The sequence below is a fragment of the Moritella viscosa genome (assembly GCF_900120065.1).
GTDB classification, from domain to species: Bacteria; Pseudomonadota; Gammaproteobacteria; order Enterobacterales; family Moritellaceae; genus Moritella; species Moritella viscosa.
Map to the genome: position 1 here is coordinate 153,843 of NZ_FPLG01000139.1, position 19,472 is coordinate 173,314.

14 protein-coding genes and 1 pseudogene are annotated in these 19,472 nt (G+C 39.7%); 4 read left to right on the top strand and 11 right to left on the bottom strand.

Features of this window, described 5'->3' with window-relative positions:
- Window positions 1–14: 14 nt before the first annotated feature.
- The 7 genes from hutU to exaC form a co-directional block, all read right to left on the bottom strand.
- On the bottom strand, window positions 15–1,685 hold the full coding sequence (gene hutU, locus BT797_RS21410; protein WP_075473453.1) for a urocanate hydratase: 1,671 nt from the start codon (window positions 1,683–1,685) through the stop codon (window positions 15–17).
- A 65-nt stretch (window positions 1,686–1,750) separates the two neighbouring features.
- A complete protein-coding gene (gene hutG / locus BT797_RS21415) occupies window positions 1,751–2,890 on the bottom strand; it encodes a formimidoylglutamase (protein ID WP_075473454.1) in 1,140 nt (379 codons plus the stop codon).
- Window positions 2,883–4,094, bottom strand: coding sequence for an imidazolonepropionase (gene hutI, locus BT797_RS21420; protein WP_075473455.1), 1,212 nt, complete (start codon window positions 4,092–4,094; stop codon window positions 2,883–2,885). The genes hutG and hutI overlap by 8 nt, the downstream gene beginning before the upstream one ends.
- A gap of 183 nt (window positions 4,095–4,277) precedes the next feature.
- Window positions 4,278–4,982: a histidine utilization transcriptional repressor HutC gene (gene hutC / locus BT797_RS21425; protein WP_075473456.1), complete on the bottom strand. Its 705-nt coding sequence runs from the start codon at window positions 4,980–4,982 to the stop codon at window positions 4,278–4,280.
- A gap of 199 nt (window positions 4,983–5,181) precedes the next feature.
- The gene (locus BT797_RS21430; protein WP_075473457.1) at window positions 5,182–6,105 is read right to left on the bottom strand and encodes an NADP-dependent oxidoreductase; all 924 of its coding nucleotides are present in this window, start codon (window positions 6,103–6,105) and stop codon (window positions 5,182–5,184) included.
- A gap of 70 nt (window positions 6,106–6,175) precedes the next feature.
- Window positions 6,176–6,514: a MerR family transcriptional regulator gene (locus BT797_RS21435; RefSeq protein WP_045110856.1), complete on the bottom strand. Its 339-nt coding sequence runs from the start codon at window positions 6,512–6,514 to the stop codon at window positions 6,176–6,178.
- A 366-nt stretch (window positions 6,515–6,880) separates the two neighbouring features.
- Window positions 6,881–8,401, bottom strand: a complete 1,521-nt coding sequence (exaC, locus tag BT797_RS21440) for an acetaldehyde dehydrogenase ExaC (RefSeq protein ID WP_075473458.1) — start codon at window positions 8,399–8,401, stop codon at window positions 6,881–6,883.
- A 118-nt stretch (window positions 8,402–8,519) separates the two neighbouring features.
- Here exaC and BT797_RS21445 point away from each other — a divergent pair, with 118 nt between their 5' ends.
- Complete coding sequence (locus BT797_RS21445; protein ID WP_075473459.1) at window positions 8,520–9,449, top strand: AraC family transcriptional regulator; 930 nt, start codon at window positions 8,520–8,522, stop codon at window positions 9,447–9,449.
- Between the two features lie 48 nt (window positions 9,450–9,497).
- On the opposite strand, the gene BT797_RS21450 is transcribed toward BT797_RS21445, so the two are convergent.
- Both BT797_RS21450 and BT797_RS21455 read right to left on the bottom strand, forming a co-directional pair.
- Window positions 9,498–9,803, bottom strand: coding sequence for an NIPSNAP family protein (locus BT797_RS21450; protein WP_075473460.1), 306 nt, complete (start codon window positions 9,801–9,803; stop codon window positions 9,498–9,500).
- A 74-nt stretch (window positions 9,804–9,877) separates the two neighbouring features.
- The gene (locus BT797_RS21455; RefSeq protein WP_075473461.1) at window positions 9,878–10,312 is read right to left on the bottom strand and encodes a rhodanese-like domain-containing protein; all 435 of its coding nucleotides are present in this window, start codon (window positions 10,310–10,312) and stop codon (window positions 9,878–9,880) included.
- A 231-nt stretch (window positions 10,313–10,543) separates the two neighbouring features.
- Here BT797_RS21455 and BT797_RS21460 point away from each other — a divergent pair, with 231 nt between their 5' ends.
- Window positions 10,544–11,413 (top strand): LysR family transcriptional regulator, encoded by an 870-nt coding sequence (locus BT797_RS21460; protein WP_075473462.1) that lies wholly within the window; start codon window positions 10,544–10,546, stop codon window positions 11,411–11,413.
- A gap of 149 nt (window positions 11,414–11,562) precedes the next feature.
- Here BT797_RS21460 and BT797_RS21465 read toward each other — a convergent pair.
- A pseudogene (locus BT797_RS21465) lies at window positions 11,563–12,010 on the bottom strand (transposase); the annotation flags it as partial.
- 402 nt (window positions 12,011–12,412) lie between these two features.
- On the opposite strand from BT797_RS21465, the gene BT797_RS21470 reads away from it, so the two are divergent.
- A complete protein-coding gene (locus BT797_RS21470; RefSeq protein WP_052678345.1) occupies window positions 12,413–14,677 on the top strand; it encodes a TonB-dependent hemoglobin/transferrin/lactoferrin family receptor in 2,265 nt (754 codons plus the stop codon).
- Window positions 14,678–15,036: 359 nt separating this feature from the next.
- On the opposite strand, the gene BT797_RS21475 is transcribed toward BT797_RS21470, so the two are convergent.
- On the bottom strand, window positions 15,037–15,294 hold the full coding sequence (locus BT797_RS21475; protein ID WP_244534283.1) for a 2Fe-2S iron-sulfur cluster-binding protein: 258 nt from the start codon (window positions 15,292–15,294) through the stop codon (window positions 15,037–15,039).
- Window positions 15,295–15,337: 43 nt separating this feature from the next.
- Here BT797_RS21475 and BT797_RS21480 point away from each other — a divergent pair, with 43 nt between their 5' ends.
- Window positions 15,338–19,336 carry an Lcl C-terminal domain-containing protein gene (locus BT797_RS21480; RefSeq protein ID WP_075473463.1) on the top strand — a complete coding sequence of 1,333 codons (3,999 nt, stop codon included), beginning with the start codon at window positions 15,338–15,340 and terminating at the stop codon, window positions 19,334–19,336.
- Window positions 19,337–19,472: the final 136 nt, after the last annotated feature.

Here is a 19,472-nt window from a genome sequence, read left to right on the forward strand (position 1 = left end):
GTTTTCCTCCAAGATTATTTAAGCATCGGTAGGTCTAAGTTTTGTTCTTTCGCGCAGGTTTTGGCAATATCATAACCCGCATCTGCATGACGCATGACACCAGTGGCTGGATCGTTATGTAATACACGACTAATACGTTCATGGGCATCATCGGTGCCGTCACAAAGTATCACCATGCCTGAATGTTGAGAGAAGCCCATGCCAACGCCGCCGCCATGATGTAGTGATACCCAAGTAGCACCACTTGCTGTATTGAGCAGAGCATTTAATAATGGCCAATCCGATACGGCATCAGAACCATCTATCATGCCTTCGGTTTCGCGATTAGGACTCGCAACTGAACCGGAATCAAGGTGGTCTCGGCCAATCACAATCGGTGCTTTAAGTTCGCCATTTTTAACCATTTCGTTAAAGGCCAAACCAAGGCGCTGACGGTCTTTTAAGCCAACCCAGCAAATACGTGCTGGTAGGCCTTGGAATTGAATACGTTCGCGGGCCATGTCTAACCAGTTGTGTAGCTGTGGATTATCTGGGATCAGCTCTTTTACTTTTTGATCTGTTTTGTAAATATCTTCTGGATCACCAGACAATGCAACCCAACGGAAAGGACCTATGCCTTCACAGAACAGTGGTCGAATATAGGCTGGAACAAAACCGGGGAAATCAAACGCATTCTCAACGCCTTCTTCCAATGCCATTTGACGAATGTTATTACCATAATCTACGGTTGCTGAACCTGCTTTTTGCAGATCTAACATGGCTTGTACTTGTACGGCCATCGATTGTTTCGCGGCTTTAACGACAACCGCTTCATCTTCTTTACGCATTGACGCGGCATGTGCCATCGTCCAACCTTGAGGTAAATAGCCATTAAGTGGATCATGGGCTGATGTTTGGTCGGTAGTACAATCTGGAATGACACCACGTTTCACTAATTCAGGGAAAATATCGGCGGCATTACCAAGTAGGCCAATCGAAGTTGGTTGCTTGTTTTTGATTGCTTCATCAAGTAGCGCTAATGCTTCATCAAGACTTGTTGCTTTTTTATCGACATAACCTGTACGCAAGCGGTAATCAATACGTGATTCATCACATTCAACGGCAATCATGGAGAAACCAGCCATCGTAGCTGCAAGCGGTTGTGCGCCACCCATGCCACCTAAACCACCTGTTAATACCCAGCGACCTTGTGCTTGGCCGTTAAAATTTTGTTTAGCCATGGCTACAAATGTTTCGTACGTACCTTGCACAATACCTTGTGAACCAATATAAATCCAAGAACCTGCGGTCATTTGCCCGTACATCATCAAGCCTGCTTTATCGAGCTTGTTGAAGTGTTCCCAGTTTGCCCAATGCGGGACTAGGTTTGAGTTGGCAATCAGTACACGCGGGGCATTACTGTGGGTTTTGAATACGCCAACTGGTTTACCTGATTGTACAAGGAGTGTTTCGTCATCCTCTAAGCGCTTTAGTACTTCGACTATTTTGTCGTAACATTCCCAATCACGCGCCGCTCGACCAATGCCGCCATAAACAACCAATGCATGAGGGTGCTCGGCAACATCTGGGTGCAGGTTGTTCATCAACATTCTTAATGGCGCTTCGGTTTGCCATGATTTAGCGTTGAGCTGTGTGCCGTGAGGGGCAATGATAGTACGAGACGTATCTAAACGTTTATCAGTCATGTTGATTTCCTTTTCACTTTTCGTTTTATTTTTTAAAGAGTTTATTTATTCTTTAACTTTTTATTTTAAGTCGGCTTGAACATAGCGCGGGTTATTTCCCACGTTAATCGGGCTGCGAGTCGCGCAGTTTGATTGTCTATATCAAAATTTGGATTGTATTCAGCTAAATCAGCTACTCGCAATTTTGCTTGGTCTGCTGTATTTCTAGCGTTAAATATGGGTTGTAGTAAGGCTTCAACACTTTCATAATTCACCCCTCGTGCAGCTGGTGCGCTAACACCGGGTGCAGTGCTCGCAGAGAACACATCGATATCTATGGTCAGGTAGAGGTAATCCACGTTATCAATAAATGCGATTAACTCTTCGATACGCTCGGCAAGGTGATAAGAAGCCAGCTGGTGGTCTTCGCGATAATGCACTCCAAGTTGATCTGCGAGGGTGAATAACGCTTGGGTATTACTGGCGCGACTGACACCAAGGCACGCATAATTGAACGCCCAGCCTAGTTGCTGACAGTGTTTTGCTATCTGATTAAATGGCGTGCCTGAGCTAGTCGGGAATGCGTGATCATCTGTCGAATAGGTGCGTAAATCAAAATGGGCATCAAAGTTGATAATGCCAATTTTCGGTTTGTTTACTTTTGCTGTTTGGAAATGCTGCGCTAATCCTTGGAATGTCCCCCAAGCGATTTCGTGTCCACCGCCTAATACCATCACTTTGTTTTGTTGGTTGAGGGCTGTTTCGACATGATTAGCCAGTTCTTTTTGGCTGGCGACTAAATCAGTATCATTGCAATAGATATTACCTGCATCAACAAGGGTTGACGTGCTAGTACCTGTATCTCTATCTCTATCTCTATCTCTATCTCTATCTCTATCTCTATCTCTATCTCTATCTGTAAAAGCAGCATTGTCATGATGCCATGCCATATTAGCCAGTGCTTTACGAATAAGATCGGGGGCTTGTACTGCACCAACACGGCCTTTGTTACGTTTTACGCCTTCATCGCAAGCGAAACCGAGTAGGACAACACCAGCTTGGTTTGTTAACTGATCGTTTTCTCCGATTAAAGTGACTTTTTGATGAAAACGCATGCCTGCGTCACCGTCTTCGGCGTCAACTCGACCCTGCCAAATATCAGCATTAGTCGCGGCATGATTCATTATTTTATGTAGGGATCCTGCGGGAACAGTTGTTTTAGTCATCACAAATCTCTCCGTTAACGATGCGAGAGTGTAATCTTGGTGTGGCTACTTCATAAGCCAACTGTGCTGGGTGTTCGATATTCCAGATTGCTAAATCAGCATCATAGCCAACTTGAATTTGACCGCGTGAATCTTGTAACCCTAATGCGCGTGCTGCATGGCAGGTTACGCCTCGTAATGCTTCTTCAGGCGTTAATCTAAATAAAGTACAGCCCATATTCATCATCATAGTTAACGATGCGATAGGTGAGGTACCTGGGTTAAAATCGGTTGCTAATGCCATTGGCACGTTATGTTGACGTAGAAGTTCAATGGGCGGTAATTTTGTTTCTCTTAAAAAGTAGAATGCGCCGGGAAGCAAGGTAGCGACAGTGCCATGTTCAGCGAGTGCTTTCACGCCTGGCTCGTCAAGGAATTCGATATGGTCAACCGAGGTCGCGCCCATTGTAGCGGCAAGTTTACTACCGCCAAGGTTACTTAATTGTTCGGTGTGGCCTTTGATGCCCAATCCATAAGATAAAGCTGCCTCGAAAACGGTTTTCGTTTGTGCCAAGTTAAAACCAATGCCTTCGCAGAATACATCCACAGAGTCCACTAGTTTAGCTGCAACCGCAGCTGGTATTATTTCGTCACAAACATAGCGAATATAGCTATCGGCATTGTCTTTATATTCAGGTGGTACGGCGTGTGCGGCCAGTAGTGTTGTTGATACTTTAATACTGGCATGCAGCTCTAATTGTTTAGCTACGCGTAGCATTTTTAATTCGTCTTCCAGCGTTAAGCCGTAACCAGATTTGATTTCAATCGTGGTAACGCCATCTGCGGTTAGTGCTGATAGACGTTGTAGGGCGAGTTCAACAAGTTGTCTTTCGCTTGCTGCGCGAGTCGCATTTACAGTCGACAGGATACCGCCACCTTGTTTGGCTATTGTTTCATACGGTACGCCTGTTAAGCGTTGTTCAAACTCTTTGGCTCGATTACCAGCAAAAACCAGATGAGTATGGCTATCGATAAGACCCGGAGTAATAAGGCGGTTTTGATAATCGATAATTTGTGTGTAGTCTGCTGTCGGGCACTGCTGCATCGGACCTATTTCGACTATTTTACCGTGCGCAATTGCAATGAAACAGTGAGGCTGTGTTTGGTAATCTGAATCACTTTGATTCATGGATACAATTGTTGTATTCGTTAGCAGTAAACTCATCAGAATCTCACGTCATTTAAATGTATATACAAATAAATAGACAATTTAGATACAAATGGCAAGTTTTAAATTAACTTGTTGTGACTAAGTACTGGTTTTGTTAATGAAATGAGTTGATTTTATGATCGTGGTCGATTTAAAAAAACCGACACATTGTTTGGCATAATGATTTTAATGCGGGTGCTATATTTCGGCTTTTAGGCTGAGTTTGTATTTATCTGCTGGATGATACAGTAGCGCAACACTGATTAAATCTTGCTTGCTCCACGTGCGACGATTGAGTAATAAACAAGGTTGTTGCGCTGTTAAATTCAAGTGCTGCTGAATAGAGGCACTTGGCATTATTGCTTCAACAGTATGTTCAATCGAGCTTAATGGGCAGTTTTTGGTGAGGTATTCATTGGGTGTCGCCAGATTGAAATCTTGTTCGAGATAGTTTGGTGCAAATTCTGGATTAACCCAGCGTAACTCAAGTTGCAGTGCAATATCATCTTCAAAGTGAATGATTTCACTGAAGAATATAGGGGTTTCAAGCTTAACACCTAGTCTCATGGCAATCTCATCATCCGCTTGTATAGCCACTTTAGTTAACACTTTATTGCTGTAGTTTTTACCACGTTGACGGATCTCATCAGCAATATTACGAATATCACTCAGTGATGACTCTATTTTTTTCTGGCAGACAAACGTACCTAATCGTGGCGTTCTTTCCAGTAGACCTTTGTTGACCAAATCGCGGATCGCTTTATTTACCGTCATGCGACTGACACTAAATTGTTTGGTTAATTCGAGTTCTGTCGGGATCTTGCTTCCTGGCATCCAAACGTGAGAATTGATTTTTTCAAGAATGAAGTCTTGGATTTGAATATAGCGCGGCGAACTGTTCATAGCGTCTAACCTTAATAACGTCTAACTTTAATGCTGTATAATGGCGTAATCAATTAAACTTAATTGACTATACAAATGATCTATTAGTTAGCAATGAAATGCAAGTTATTATGTGTGAACAAAGCCTTGTTAGATTTATGACTCCAACAAGGTAAATAATGATTAGGAATAATGCATGGTCTTTAGTATATCGAAATAGTTACCAGCTCATGATTATCCGTCCTCTTCTGCCTTTTACTTGTGCACGTGCAATGGCCTGTTGATAATCAGCAAAGCTAAACTCGCTATCTATGACTGCTTTTAGTTTTCTTTCGGACACCCAGTTTGCAATGCGCGTTAGTTTGGTAACATCACCATGTGCAACCATCAAATAAGCCACTTGCGGATCCTCTAGCAGGCCACCATTTTCATCATCTGGTTCACCAGGAATAAAAATACCAGTTGGTGTTAACAGCGGTTTCATGTGTTCTAGTTTTTGCACATTGGTTAAATCAAGGATAACGTCGAAGGCATCGGCAATGTCGCCAATTTTGGTTTGATTGTAATCATAGACTTGATCCGCACCATAAGAGAGTAAGAACGCCTCTTGCTTGCTTCCGGCAATCGCTGATACATGTGCACCTAAAATTTTACCGATTTGGATAGCCTGAATGCCAAGACCACCTGACGCTCCATTAATCAATAATTTCATACCCGCTTTTAGATGCCCTAAATCTTGTAAAGCAACTAAGGTTGTCAATGCCCCAAGCGGAATTGCTGCGGCTTGAGAGTAGCTCAATTCACCAGGCATTAAAGCAACATAGTTTTCATCAATGGCTATATATTCAGCATGGGTTTTCCACCCCGTCAGCATATGGACATAGCCAAATACATTATCACCGTGACTAAACTTCTTGCCATCACTTATCACAACACCTGAAAATTCCAATCCCGTCTTTACTTCTTTATCAAAACCATACTCAGCAAAGTAACCGTCATAAGTTCCCTTTGCACTCTCCAGGTCAAACGGATTAACTGACGCACTTTTTATTTGAATTAGTATTTCGCCTTGCTCTGCTATAGGCTCTAACAAGCTGTTTCTTAACTCGATATTATTTTCATTATTAACGACTAAACCTTTCATCTCATTCTCCAACATGGGTTATTTGAGATACATTCTACAGTCTCCCCATTAGGGTAGAGTCAACACTTGGCTAAGGATTTATTTGGTCATAACACGCGTCAAGGTTGGCTATTTTTTCCTTTATATCATCGATTTTATGAATTAACTGTTTTCTTAATTCGGCCAAAAATAATTTTATCTTAGCCCAATCAACTTTACCATTATTGTAAACAATAACGCCCTTAAGTTGAGACAGGGTTACACCTAACTCTTTTGCCTCTTTAATTAGTAGAAGAAGTTCTATTTCTGTGTCTTTATATATTCTATATCGACCTATTCTTTCTGGCGGGCTGATCAATCCTATTTTCTCATAAAATCGAATAGCCTTGATAGATAAGCCTGTTTTTTTTGATGCTTCACCGATATACATAGATTAATAACTCACATAGATATAATGATTTTTTATTCACAAACTCACTTCTTACATAGAAGGGGAATTGCAAATTTTTTATGCTAGCACATGGAATAAGCATCCGATGTAGTAAAACACACTTAAGCCACTTTTCTTAATATCTGTTGCTCAAATTCTATCGGTAATAAATACCCTAATGTCGTATGTGGCCAGTTGTTGTTGTTATATTACAAATACTTTACAAGAAAATGGACTAACTGTCATGAATGAAAACATGCATGACTAAAAGCACTAATACGACAGAGTCGGAGGTCTAATTTAGCAACTTAACAATAATAAGATAACCGTTAAGCTGCTAATTGAATAACCAGAATTGAAGGTTAATTAAAAGAAACCAAGCGGGTTAACGTCATAGCTAACAAGTAAGTTTTTAGTCTGTTGGTAATGCTCTAAAGCAACCTTATGGGTTTCGCGACCGACACCTGATTTTTTATATCCACCAAACGCTGCGTGGGCAGGGTACATGTGGTAACAGTTCGTCCATACGCGGCCTGCTTGGATCTTACGACCCATACGGTAAGCTACATTCATGTCGCGACTCCAAACTCCCGCACCTAAGCCAAATTCAGAATCATTGGCTAATTCAAGCGCTTCTTCTTCGGTTTTAAAGGTGGTGACTGCAATCACCGGACCAAAGATCTCTTCTTGGAAGATACGCATATCATTAGTGCCTTTAAGCAGTGTTGGTTGGATATAAAATCCGTCTTCATAATCGGTATGTACTTCTTCAATATCGCCACCAATAAGTAGCTCTGCACCTTCAGATTTACCTATTTCAATGTATTTTAAGATCTTCTCAAATTGTTCTTTCGACGCCTGCGCACCAACCATTGTTTCCGTATCTAATGGATTTCCGCGTTTAATTAACTTGGTTCGTTCGATGATCTTAGTCATGAATTGCTCATAGATATCTTCATGCACTAATAAGCGTGATGGGCAGGTACAAACTTCACCTTGATTGAAATACGCTAATACCACACCTTCGATACATTTACTCAGGTACGCATCTTCATGGTCCATAATATCGGCGAAGAAGATGTTCGGTGATTTACCGCCAAGTTCGACTGTCGAAGGAATAATATTTTCGGCAGCACATTTTAAAATATGTGAGCCAACGGGTGTAGAACCAGTAAAGGCAATCTTAGCGATACGGGTGCTGCTGGCAAGGGCTTGACCTGCTTCAGCGCCGTAACCGTTGACGATATTAAGTACACCGGATGGTAGCAAGTCTTCTATCAATTCCATTAGTACTAAAATAGAGACCGGTGTTTGCTCAGCAGGCTTAAGGATCACACAGTTACCAGCAGCCAGTGCTGGTGCCAGTTTCCATGCTGCCATGAGAATGGGGAAGTTCCAAGGAATGATCTGACCGACAACTCCTAATGGTTCATGGAAGTGATAAGACACTGTGTTTTCGTCAATGTCCCCGATAGTGCCTTCTTGAGCGCGTAAGCAACCAGCAAAATAACGGAAGTGATCAACCGCTAAAGGAATGTCAGCAGTGAGAGTTTCTCGAATTGCTTTACCGTTATCCCAGGTTTCTGCTATTGCCAGTTGAGTCATGCTTTCTTCTAAGCGGTCGGCTATTTTTAGCAGAATATTAGAGCGGGCAGTAACAGATGTAGTTCCCCAAGCATCTTTGGCTTTATGGGCGGCATCTAGTGCAAGTTCGATATCAAGGTGATTCGAGCGTGGTATTTGGCAGATGACTTCGCCATTCACTGGACTAATGTTATCAAAGTAACAGCCGTTTTGTGGCTCTACCCATTGACCACCAATGAAATTTTGGTAACGAGGTTTAAAATTAATAAGTGCATCTTGAGTTCCTGGTGCTGCATAGATCATAACTCTTTCCTTTGGTTATTGTTTTTTGCGAGAGAGTGACGTTATCATGACAACGTGTCATGAAGTGCGCTGGGAATTCGCAAAATTTGACTGTCAGTCCATAACAAGGAAGTGTGTGATGCAGATACGATCTAATCGATACTCTAATAAAGATCCAGAATTTCAGCCACAAATCATGGTTGAAAACAAAATCAGCTACGACGGACCTGAGTCTCAGTTAAGTATTTATGATACGTTTCAAGAAGCGAAGCGAGTGAAATTAAAGTCAGACCAGCCCTTATTTTGTGCCATGCTCTGTGGTAAAAAAGTGATGCACACTCTGGATGCTAGTTGTGATAGTGACTTTGTACCGCATGAATCCTTTGTATTAGCGCCCTGTCAAACGGTTGAAATCGATTTCCCTGTTGCTAGTTTAGCTGCACCAACACGTTGTCTCGCGATTGAGATATCAACGGACCGTATAACGCAGATAGCAGACAACTTAAATTACAAAGCAGAAAAACACAGTGAGTTTGGTCCCTGGCAATATCAGGCGCAGTTACTACACACTCATCATAATGCGCAGACTCAAGCATTATTGCAGCGCATGACTGAACTGTATACCGATAACGATCCTGATCGTAGTTACATGATTAACTTAGCGGTATCTGAATTGACAGTACGTTTGTTACGCCAGCAAAGTCGCGATTTTATGATGTCATTTTGCCAGCAGCAGCCGGACCATAGCGGCTTAACGATGGCAATTGAGTTTATTAATCAACACTTAAATGAGTACATTGATATAGAGGTGCTTTGCCGTATTGCGTGTATGTGCCGGACCAAGTTTTTTAATCAATTCAAATTACACCTTGGCTGTACCCCCTTGGCATTTCAACAGCAGCAACGTTTGAAGAAAGCAGCTGAAATGATTAAAATTGGTATGCAGATCACACAGGTTAGTTTTGAATTAGGTTTCGTTAGTAGCAGTCATTTTAGTCGTATTTTCAAACGTTTTTACGGTATTAGTCCTAAGTCATATCAGCATCGTCATAAGACTATTTTGAATTAATCTGTGCACCAACGCGAATACAATATTCCATCTTAAGTCCAAATATACTTATTTAAACAGTGGGCGAAAAAAATTACGTTTGTAACTCTTGATGCATTGAGTTTGTGCGGCATAATTAAAAGCGGCCACGCATTCTAAATCTTTAAGAGACTCATTTCGGTATTCTTCATAGTTAGCCAAACTTGGAAAAGTGAATAAAGCCAATGCGACATTGCTAGTTCCCTCCGACGGTAAAAAGTATCCTTGATGTTGGCCGCCAAATTTATTGACTAACGGGATCCAGAGTTTTGCATAATATTCAAATTCTTTAATTTTATTTGCATCAATAATATATTCAATAAAACAAGTAACCATTTAAACCTCTTAGTTTCAGGTGAGATAATAGCGACCACTATGATTAATCATGGTCACCTATAACTGATTTAGCGTTATTGTTGAACTTCGGTCACTCGACGGTTAACAGGGTATCGTTCAAAATCTTCCCAGTAATGAATACCACCAATCATTTCTTTTACCGCAAACCCTAAAGCTGATATTTTTAAGCCTGCTCTGGACGCGCCATTACAACCAGGTCCCCAGCAATAGACAACAAACAAAGTGTCCTTATCGTATTTTGCGAATGACTCACTATTGATTTCACTGTGCGGCATGCTCACAGCGGTTATCGCATGACTTTTATCAAAGGCTTCTGTAGAGCGTACATCTAATAATATGTAGTTTTTATTATTTGTTTTACTATTTTCTTTAATATGTGCATACACATCTGAACAATCAGTTTCGCAAGCAAGTTTAGTCGTAAAAAAGTCGTTAGCTTGTTGAACCAGTGCTGCTTGGTAAAAGAATGTGTTTGTATTGTTAGGCATAAACCTTCCTTGTGTTATGAGTTATTCATGATTGAATCAAACCGTTCGATTTCTATGGTGCTAATTTAGTGCGATTAGATTAAATGCGAAATTCGCAATTTCTGAAGTCAGTGTTCAACATAAATGAATGGTGAAATAATGACTTGAATCCAGCAGCTGGTATTATATTTGCTATATACTGACTAAAAATGCTGCACAGAATTAAATTGGACTGATTTAAGGGGATTTACATTGGAATTTTATCACTTACGTTCTTTCGTCGCTGTTGCTCAAACAGGTAATTTAACGCAAGCAGCAAAACGTTTATATACAACACCTCCTGCGATAAGTGCTCATATTAAAACACTTGAAGAAGAACTCTCTACGTCTTTATTTATTCGTTCCAGTAAAGGCATGTCGTTAACCGATAAAGGTCAGTTACTGTTAAAAAAAGCACAAACCACACTAGATAGCGCTTTGGATTTAGTGAATCTGGCTGCGAATAACCAACATGAAATAATAGGGACATTTCACTTAGGTATTAACTTAACTGCCAAACAAATTAAACTACCTGAATTAGTCGAAAATTTACAAGAAAACTGTCCAGGTATCAGCTTGGATATTCATCAACAATCAACGGGGAAAACCATCAATGAGATTAGAGAACATCAATTAGATGGTGGTTATATTTTTGGTGATATTCCGGATGACTTTATCGGTGTAGCGGTTATGGAACAACAGATAACGACAGTGGCTCCAGTGACATTTGATTGTCGTAAAATAGTGACTCAAGCAGACCTTAAGATTCACCAGTGGATAATGATGGGCGACTACTGTCCTTTTGATGATTTCTTGAAAGGGATACTTGGAAATGACATCCCTTCGGTATTAAAAACAAGTGATGATGGTACTCGACTAGAGCTAGTGAAAAGTGGTCTAGGGCTAAGTCTTCTAGAAATTGAAGAGGCTCTTTTGGCTGAAAGAGATAGCAAAGTTCAAATAATCTCAGTTCTCGACTTTCCAGCTACACTACATTTTGTGATTGCTAAAAATAGATCTCACGAGCCAGTAATAAGTACATTAATGCAAGAAATTAGAATCTTATGGCGTTTGAAATTGTAGTGTATTAAAGAACTAAAGCTTGCCACTTGATAGTACCTCGATGCTGCTAGTCCTGTAAATAATGGTGTATTATTTCATCTCACTCATCTGGTTGTTGTTAGCTGAGTGCGACAGCGAGATCGCCCTCGACGGTACTTGAGCAGGCTAATCAGAGGATTTAGCAAAGTGGGTAGTACTTCACTGTCACCTACATTAACGAGGGTTATTTCAGCAGAAGTGATCTCATGAGTATCAACATCGACCGCAAGATGGATCTTGCGCCACGTTCGGCACGTGCTTCTTCACTTTCCATTCGCCTTCGCCAAAAACTTTTAAGCCCGTTGAATCGATAGCGATATGTCGGATAGCACCTCTCGATCGGTTACGATATTTAATTTCAACCGTTTTGGCTCGTTTACTAATACTTGAATAGTTGGGACTACGTAGTGGTACATTCATCAGAGAAAAATGGAATCCTCTACCACTCTTTCCATGATGTTTAGTGCAAGTCCATGCTTCTATGGCAGATTCATCTACCCAAAATGTAATCGAGCCGCGTTGAGTTAACGCACGATTATACTCTGGCCAATTTGTGATTTTGTTCTTCGATTTACCCATCAAGTGAACCTTTTAAAATCCGTGATAATGATCTGATCACAAGATTTACGAAAGGTTCCCTAATTTAGTCAACAACGCCCTTAACAACCATAGAATATTATCCTTTCGTGTAAGTGTATCGTTTTTATAATATAAACTAATTTGTGCAACTATATAAATATAGGTGCTAAAGGTAACTGCATTTCACTTTAGATCAAACAAAACCATAAAAACCTTATCTATATCATAAAAACTTTATCTATATCATAAAACAAGCATTTATCAATATTTTAAATTTTAGCTTTGTAGATTTTTGGGTTCTGAAGGCTTTACAATAACTGCGAATGGTAATGATAATCATTACTATCATGGTGTGGTCATATTTAATCACGCTAAAAATGTAATAAACCACTGGAGGTTATTGTGGGTAAAAAATATTTAGCTTTAACGATTTATATTGCATTATTCAGTTCAAATGTAATGTCTCAAGACATAAATAAAACGATAAGTACTATTGATGATATTAAGCTCGATAATAAAAATCAAATAAAAACAATTGGCAAAACTGTAATTGTGGCATCTAGATCAGCGTTACCGCCATCAGATATTGCAGGTAGTGTCGCGGTCATTAGCGCTGATGAGCTAAAAAAACAAATGACTAGCAATCTTGAAGATAGCTTTAAATATATTCCAAGCGTAACAATGAATAGTAACCCACGCTTTGGAGCTATGAATTTTAACGTCAGAGGTATTGAAGGGAATAGAATCAAAGTACTCATTGATGGTGTGGAACAGCCTGTCACTTATGCTTCAGGTGGTCGTGGTGAAACAAATGTATTAGGGAAAGGTCAAGGACAAGTAGAAATTGACAACTTAACAGCTATTGAGATTAATAAAGGCGCATCTTCAAGCCTTTATGGTAGTGGAGCATTAGGTGGCAGTGTATTGATGATGACCAAGACACCCGATAATCTACTCGATGGCCAAAATGGTCACTTAAGTGTTGATGTAGGGTATCAATCTAAAGATGAAAGCTACAAACAAACCATTAATGCAGCGGCGGAAATTAATAAAAATCTTAAGGCAATGGTAATTCTAACTCATCGTAATGGTAACGAACTGAAGACTCATAACAGTGGTGATGATGTTAATGGAGAGAAACGCGGTGAAGCTGATCCTTTAAATTATACTTCTGATAATATTCTTTCTAAATTGGAACTTCAAGCAAGTAAAAATAATCATCTGACTTTTACGGGATTATATTTTAAGAAAAAAACCGATGGGAAAGTACTTTCATTAGAAGACGTTTCTAAAGGATTTAATAAATATTCAAACTATCATTATGAAGATATGCAGAAACAAGCCCGCATTGGTGTTAAACATATTTGGACGGCAAATAATACTGTTTTTGATAGTTTAGATTGGCAGGTTAATTGGCAAACATCTGAAGCTATAAATACTACAAACGATACCTTAACCAAGGTTTTTCCCCCATTTACAAATACAGACCGCACAAGGCAACGAAACGCAAAAGATACCTCTCTACAGTTAGAAGTGCAATTTAATAAAGCGTTTTCCCTAGGCTCATCTAATAATGATTTGATTTATGGTTCAACTATTGTAGACCGAAAATTTACGATGGAAACAAGCGATATTGAGAGTTCAGGAAAAAATACGAGTGGCGTAGTAGAAATGCCACCAAAAACGCATTTACAAAAGATGGGGTTGTTTGCTCAAAACCAAGCTTATCTATTTGATGATAAACTAATTGTTACAACTGGTATCCGTTATGATCAATATCAATATAGTCCCACTAAAGATGATCGTAAAATTGTTGGTAATTTAGGGGAATATAACAATTTTAAGGATGACGCCTTTACAGGGCAATTTAGCTTGTTGTATCACTTTACTGATTCATTAAGTGGATATGCTAAATATGCACATAGCTTCAAAGCCCCAACACCCGAGGAACTATACTATAGCTTTGAGCGTAACCCAATACCAAGCATGAACGTAATAGTACAAGCTAATCCAGAATTAAAGTCTGAAACGAGTGACTCTATTGATATAGGTATTCGACAAAGCAATCATTTATTAGATTGGGAATTATCAGGTTATTATAACGATTATAGTGATTTTATAAATACATCAACTTGGATGACATTTAAACGTGGTACTAGATCAATGTTTAGCAAAAATGAAAATCTTGATAGTGTTCGTATTTATGGCGCTGAGTTGTCAAGTACTCTGCAAATAGGCAATATCACTCCATTACCTATGGGGACTTATTTACGCTTTGCGGGTGCATGGTCTAAAGGTGAAGATAAAAACACCAAAAAATCAATAGACACTATAGCCCCGCTAACAGGCGTACTTGGTATGGGTTATGATAATGCGGCTGGTTCATTCGGATTAGAGACAACCATTATAGCTATGGCCGCTAAAAGAGGTAATGATTGGAGTGATAAAAAGAATCTTTCGGTGGCGGGATATGGTGTGTTAGATCTAACTATGTACGCTAAACCGATTAAAAATTTAACTATTCGAGGTGGTGTATTTAATCTGCTCAATAAAAAATACTTGAATTATAGTAAAGTTAAAGGCTTAACTAAATCATCTATATCGAATGTTGATTCTATATCTGAACCTAGCATCAACTTTGGCATCAATACTAAATATATATTCTAATATATTTAAATCTCAAAAATAGCAATATGTAATATTATTAACCATTCATATTAGACTGTTAATGGGATTAGAGAACATCAATTAGATGGTGGTTATATTTTGGTGATATTCCCGATGACTTTATCGATGTTGCGGTTATGGAACAACAAATAACGACAGTGGCCCCTGTGACATTTGATTGTAGTCAAATAGTGGCTCAAGCTGATATTAACTCCACCAATGGATAATGATGGTACTCGATTAGAGCTAGTGAATTCTGGGATTGAGGGATAGATCGATAATTAAATCGAGATACCGATAAAGCCTACCGCTTAATTATATCTCGATGCTTATCTTGTACTACTTTATATCGCTATTCACTAGCCGAGTGCCATAGTGAGGTCGCCCTCGACTGTACTTGAGCAGGCTAATACAAACCCTTGCTCAATTTCTTCAGCTGTGAGTGTTTCGGTATTGGTCGGGTTAACTTTACCTTTGGTTACTTTACATTTACAAGAACCACAAATGCCTGCACGACAAGCCCCAATAATTGGCACGCCATTATTTTCTAATAGTTCTAACAGTGATGAACCTTGTACAACCTTTTTCTCTACAGAAAAGTCAGGCTCGTATAACATAACAGTAGCTTTTGATGCATCTAATGAAAGCTGAACTTGTTGTTTGTTATCTTCTGCAGGGGTAGGGCTGTTTACTGATAAAACGGATTATGAATATTCTTTAGACCAAGGTAAAACATGGCAGTCTGTTACAGAGAAACCATTATCTGTCGGTAAAAAAGCTTATGCCATTGGTGATGTGCAAGTGCGCACCAAAGGCAATGCCAACAAAAAACTCAAGGCGGGTAAGCCAAGTCTTTCGACTCAGGCTTTTACTTTAACATTGAAGCCTGCGGCACCAAACTGTATTTCAGTTGATGATGCGAATAATACTTTTGATTGGGATTTCGTTGCGACGATTGAAGAATTAACACGTTATGAATACTCGCTGGATAGTGGCGCTACTTGGCAAACCATTGAGCATAAACCACAAGGTATTAACGACATTGATTTAGCTGTAGGTGCACTGCAAGTGCGTTTAGGCGAGTTCGAAAATGCTTCGGCAGGTCTGGTTGCACGCTCAACCCAAGCATTTTCGGTCACACCTGATTCACCTAATGCCCCTCGTATTAACTCTGTCGATGATAACAGTGATGTATTTGGTTGGGCATTTGTCGATGGATTTACGAAGGCTAGCGATTATGAAGTTTACCTGAATGGTACATGGGAGACTGCCAGCGCCAATCCATTGTCGGTGGGTAATAATGATTATTCAGCAAATAGTATTAAAATACGTGTTGCTGCAGACGCCAGTAATGGTCGACCAGCAGGCGCAGAAGTAAGTGTAACGACAGCCTTTACCAAGGTGTCAGGTAAGCCTGTAGCACCAAAGAATAGTAAAGTTGATGACGCAAATAATACGTTTGATTGGGATAACCTGACCGATTTTGTCGATGTGGCAGATTATGAGATTTCTCTGGACGGTGGTGTTGTGTGGAATGCTGTTACAGATAAACCAGCTTCAATTTCGGATGAAGAATATGCGATAGGTAAAGTGTGTGTTCGAGTGAAGGAAAATGCTCAGAACCGTCATCCAGTAGGTGATACTTTGTGTTCTAAGTCTGCATTTACCGAAACACCGAGTAAGCCAAGTGCGCCGACAAATCCAGTTGTCAACGATGCTCTAGATACATTAGATTGGGTACTCGTACCAGGGTTTAATTTAGCTAATGATTATGAAATTAATGTACTTGGTGCTGGCTGGGTATCCGTTAATCAAAAGCCTTATCAACTAGCAGACCAAGTGTATGCTCAAGATTCTATTCAAGTTCGAGTTAAAAGTGACCTTGTAAATGGACGCCCAAGCGGTGCTATTATGACTAACGATAGCGGCTTCACTGCTCGACCAGCAGCACCAGAAGCACCAAGCAATCTAATCACTGATGATAGTGGGAATACATTAGACTGGACATTCGTTACAGGTTTTGAAGAACTATCATTCTATGAGATTTCCTTTAACTCAGGAGTAAATTGGGCTCCCGTTACAGGTAAACCAGTGGTCATTGGCGATATAGATAAAGGTGTTGGTGAAGTTCAACTAAGGGTCGTTAAAAATATAATCAATGGTATGCCAAATGGCAATTCCGCAAGCAATAGTGATGCTTATACCCAAACACCACAATTAGCTGCACCAACAGGTGGAAGCATCATTAACACAGCTCATCCTGTACCAACTAATGGTTTTAAATGGGATTATATTAAAGCTGATATTAACGGTCATTCAACTAATTTTAATGAACCGAAATATTACGAATTTACACGAGATCAGGGTGTAACTTGGAACCCTGTTGCATCAAACCCACAATTTATTGGAAGTGAAGCGTACGATAAGTCTTTAGTTGGTATACGTCTGAAAAAAGATGCTATTGAAGGGCAATCAAATCTAAATAGTAACGTGCTATGGGCAACAAATTCTACTACGAGTAGTAGTTTCATTGCACTCAAGTATGTACCTATGAAAACGGCATACCTCCCTGCGAGTCTTAACGATAGTGGATCATGGGTGAGTCAGGAATGTATTGCTGAATATAACGACCTAGGGCAAGGTGAACCAATTTTAAGGGCTGCTAGGGTAGGTCTTGGTGCCGCAAGTGAAATACCTCAGAAAGTATTACAAAAATCTTATTGTGGAACATCAGGTTGGGAACTGCCGGAATTTAGTGAAGTGGTAGCGCTATCAAACCGAGGAGCAGTTTCTCGAGATCTAAGACGCTACCTAATGTCTAAGACTGGGGAGGTATTTTGGGCAGACAAAAATGGTATCGCAGTTACTATTAAGAACGGCGTTGAGATCACACCAAACCCTTGGCTGCAGCAATACGGCTATCCGAAATGGAGCCTAGCTCCAAGCAGTGAACTGTTATTAGGTGTGAACTCTGCGATAGCGACTGCTGATGCTGCAATTAGCAACCAAGCCAAATCATTAGCTTCGGTTGAAACATTCCTAGCAACTTGGCTGAACGAAAACCAAGCACAAAGCAAAAATTACACCGTATTAGAAGCAGAGGCTCTCGCAAAACTAGCAGAGTTAGAAATATTGACTCAGCCATGGGAAGACGAGTTAACTAACCTTTCAAATCAGCTAAAACGGCTTGATTTTCAAGCCACAGCTGCGAGATATAGAACGGACTCTAAAAGTGAATCTTTTATCTCTAAAGTTGAAAGTTACAAAACTAAAGTCAACGATTTACAACCAAACTTGTTGAGATTAAATGTACTTATTGAAGGTGCTCGATTTGCGAACCGATTAGCAAATGTACAACAAAAAGTTGCTACTTTAACCACAGCACAAGAAACGGTAAATTCAGCATCACTGCCAGCTGAAATACACAAGGCAACATTAAGCTTATATCAATCAATTTTCGATGTTGAGGCTCTGTACGCGCAAGTTAGTACATTTGAATTGGCATTAAATTCATCTACGGTGGACTTGGATTCTAGTTTTAGTAGCTTGTTGGCTTTGTACCAGAAATTTATTAGTCTGCTGGGTGATGCTGCTGTACTCGATCTTACGCAAGCTAAATTGTTGGCAAAAGATAGTCTAAAACAAGCAAGTGATGCTGGCTTTAGCGTATTGAAAGCTGATGCTTTAGTTAGTACACGATTTGCAAAATTAGATGAACTAGGTCATTACCTACCTAGTGCTACAACGTACCAACAAGGTTGGCGCTGTGTTGAAGACACGCAAATAACCGGAAAACGCAGAGTCTGGAGTCTTCTAAAAGATGGATTGCCAAATGGTAAAGATGACATTGCTTACGATGCTTCGTCTGCAGGTATTCCAAGTGTGTTAGGTAGTAATGGATACCTTGAAAGTGAAAATACAGCCCAATTATGTGGGTTTAGTGATTGGAAAGTACCTCACTTAGCACAGTTATTTTCAATTAAGACTAAAGCTATATCTGGTTCAAATTCTAAATCAACGTTAGATACTGAGGTTTTCCCTAACCATTTAGCCTTGTTACCAGAATACGATAAATCTCATTATTCAGGTGGAGTAAGTTTTTATTATTGGTCTAACATGGCATATCAAGGTGAACAATATGTCCTTACCTATGATACAAATAAGGCTAGTGAAGGAACTGCGAAACAAAAGACGGATGGTTCTGAAAATCGAGTGGTTCTAGCTCGCTTAATTAGAGAGGAAACAAATAGCTATGAACTGTTGAATTCCAGCGGTGTGGTTGTCAATGATCGGTCTAGCGCAGTATGTGCTCGTGATAACATTAGTGGCTTAACTTGGCAGTTATTTAGTGGCGTAGATAAAAATACACGTTTCAAAAAATATATTGATGCTCAGTCTTTGCTGGAAGATCAAAAACATAATAGTATTTGTGGAAAATCTAATTGGCGTTTCCCAGCTAAAACAGAATTTTACGGACTAGTACCAACCGATAATATTGTCTTCGCGTACAATGATGTTAAACATAATGAGTATAATTATAATCGTTATTACATCACCAATAATGCTGTTGCAATAAATATGGATACGGGGAAGGAAAAAATCATATCGACAAGTCAGTATGATTATTCTAAATATCTATTTAGATTTGTTGCAAATTAATCTTTAAATTAGCCTCTTATCGGGGCTTATTTTTATTTAACATCTCGTATACATCCTGTCAGTTGTATGCGGGATGGCTTATTTTTCTATTAATTATCGCTGACATTACAAATGTGAACCATGATTGAGAAACATG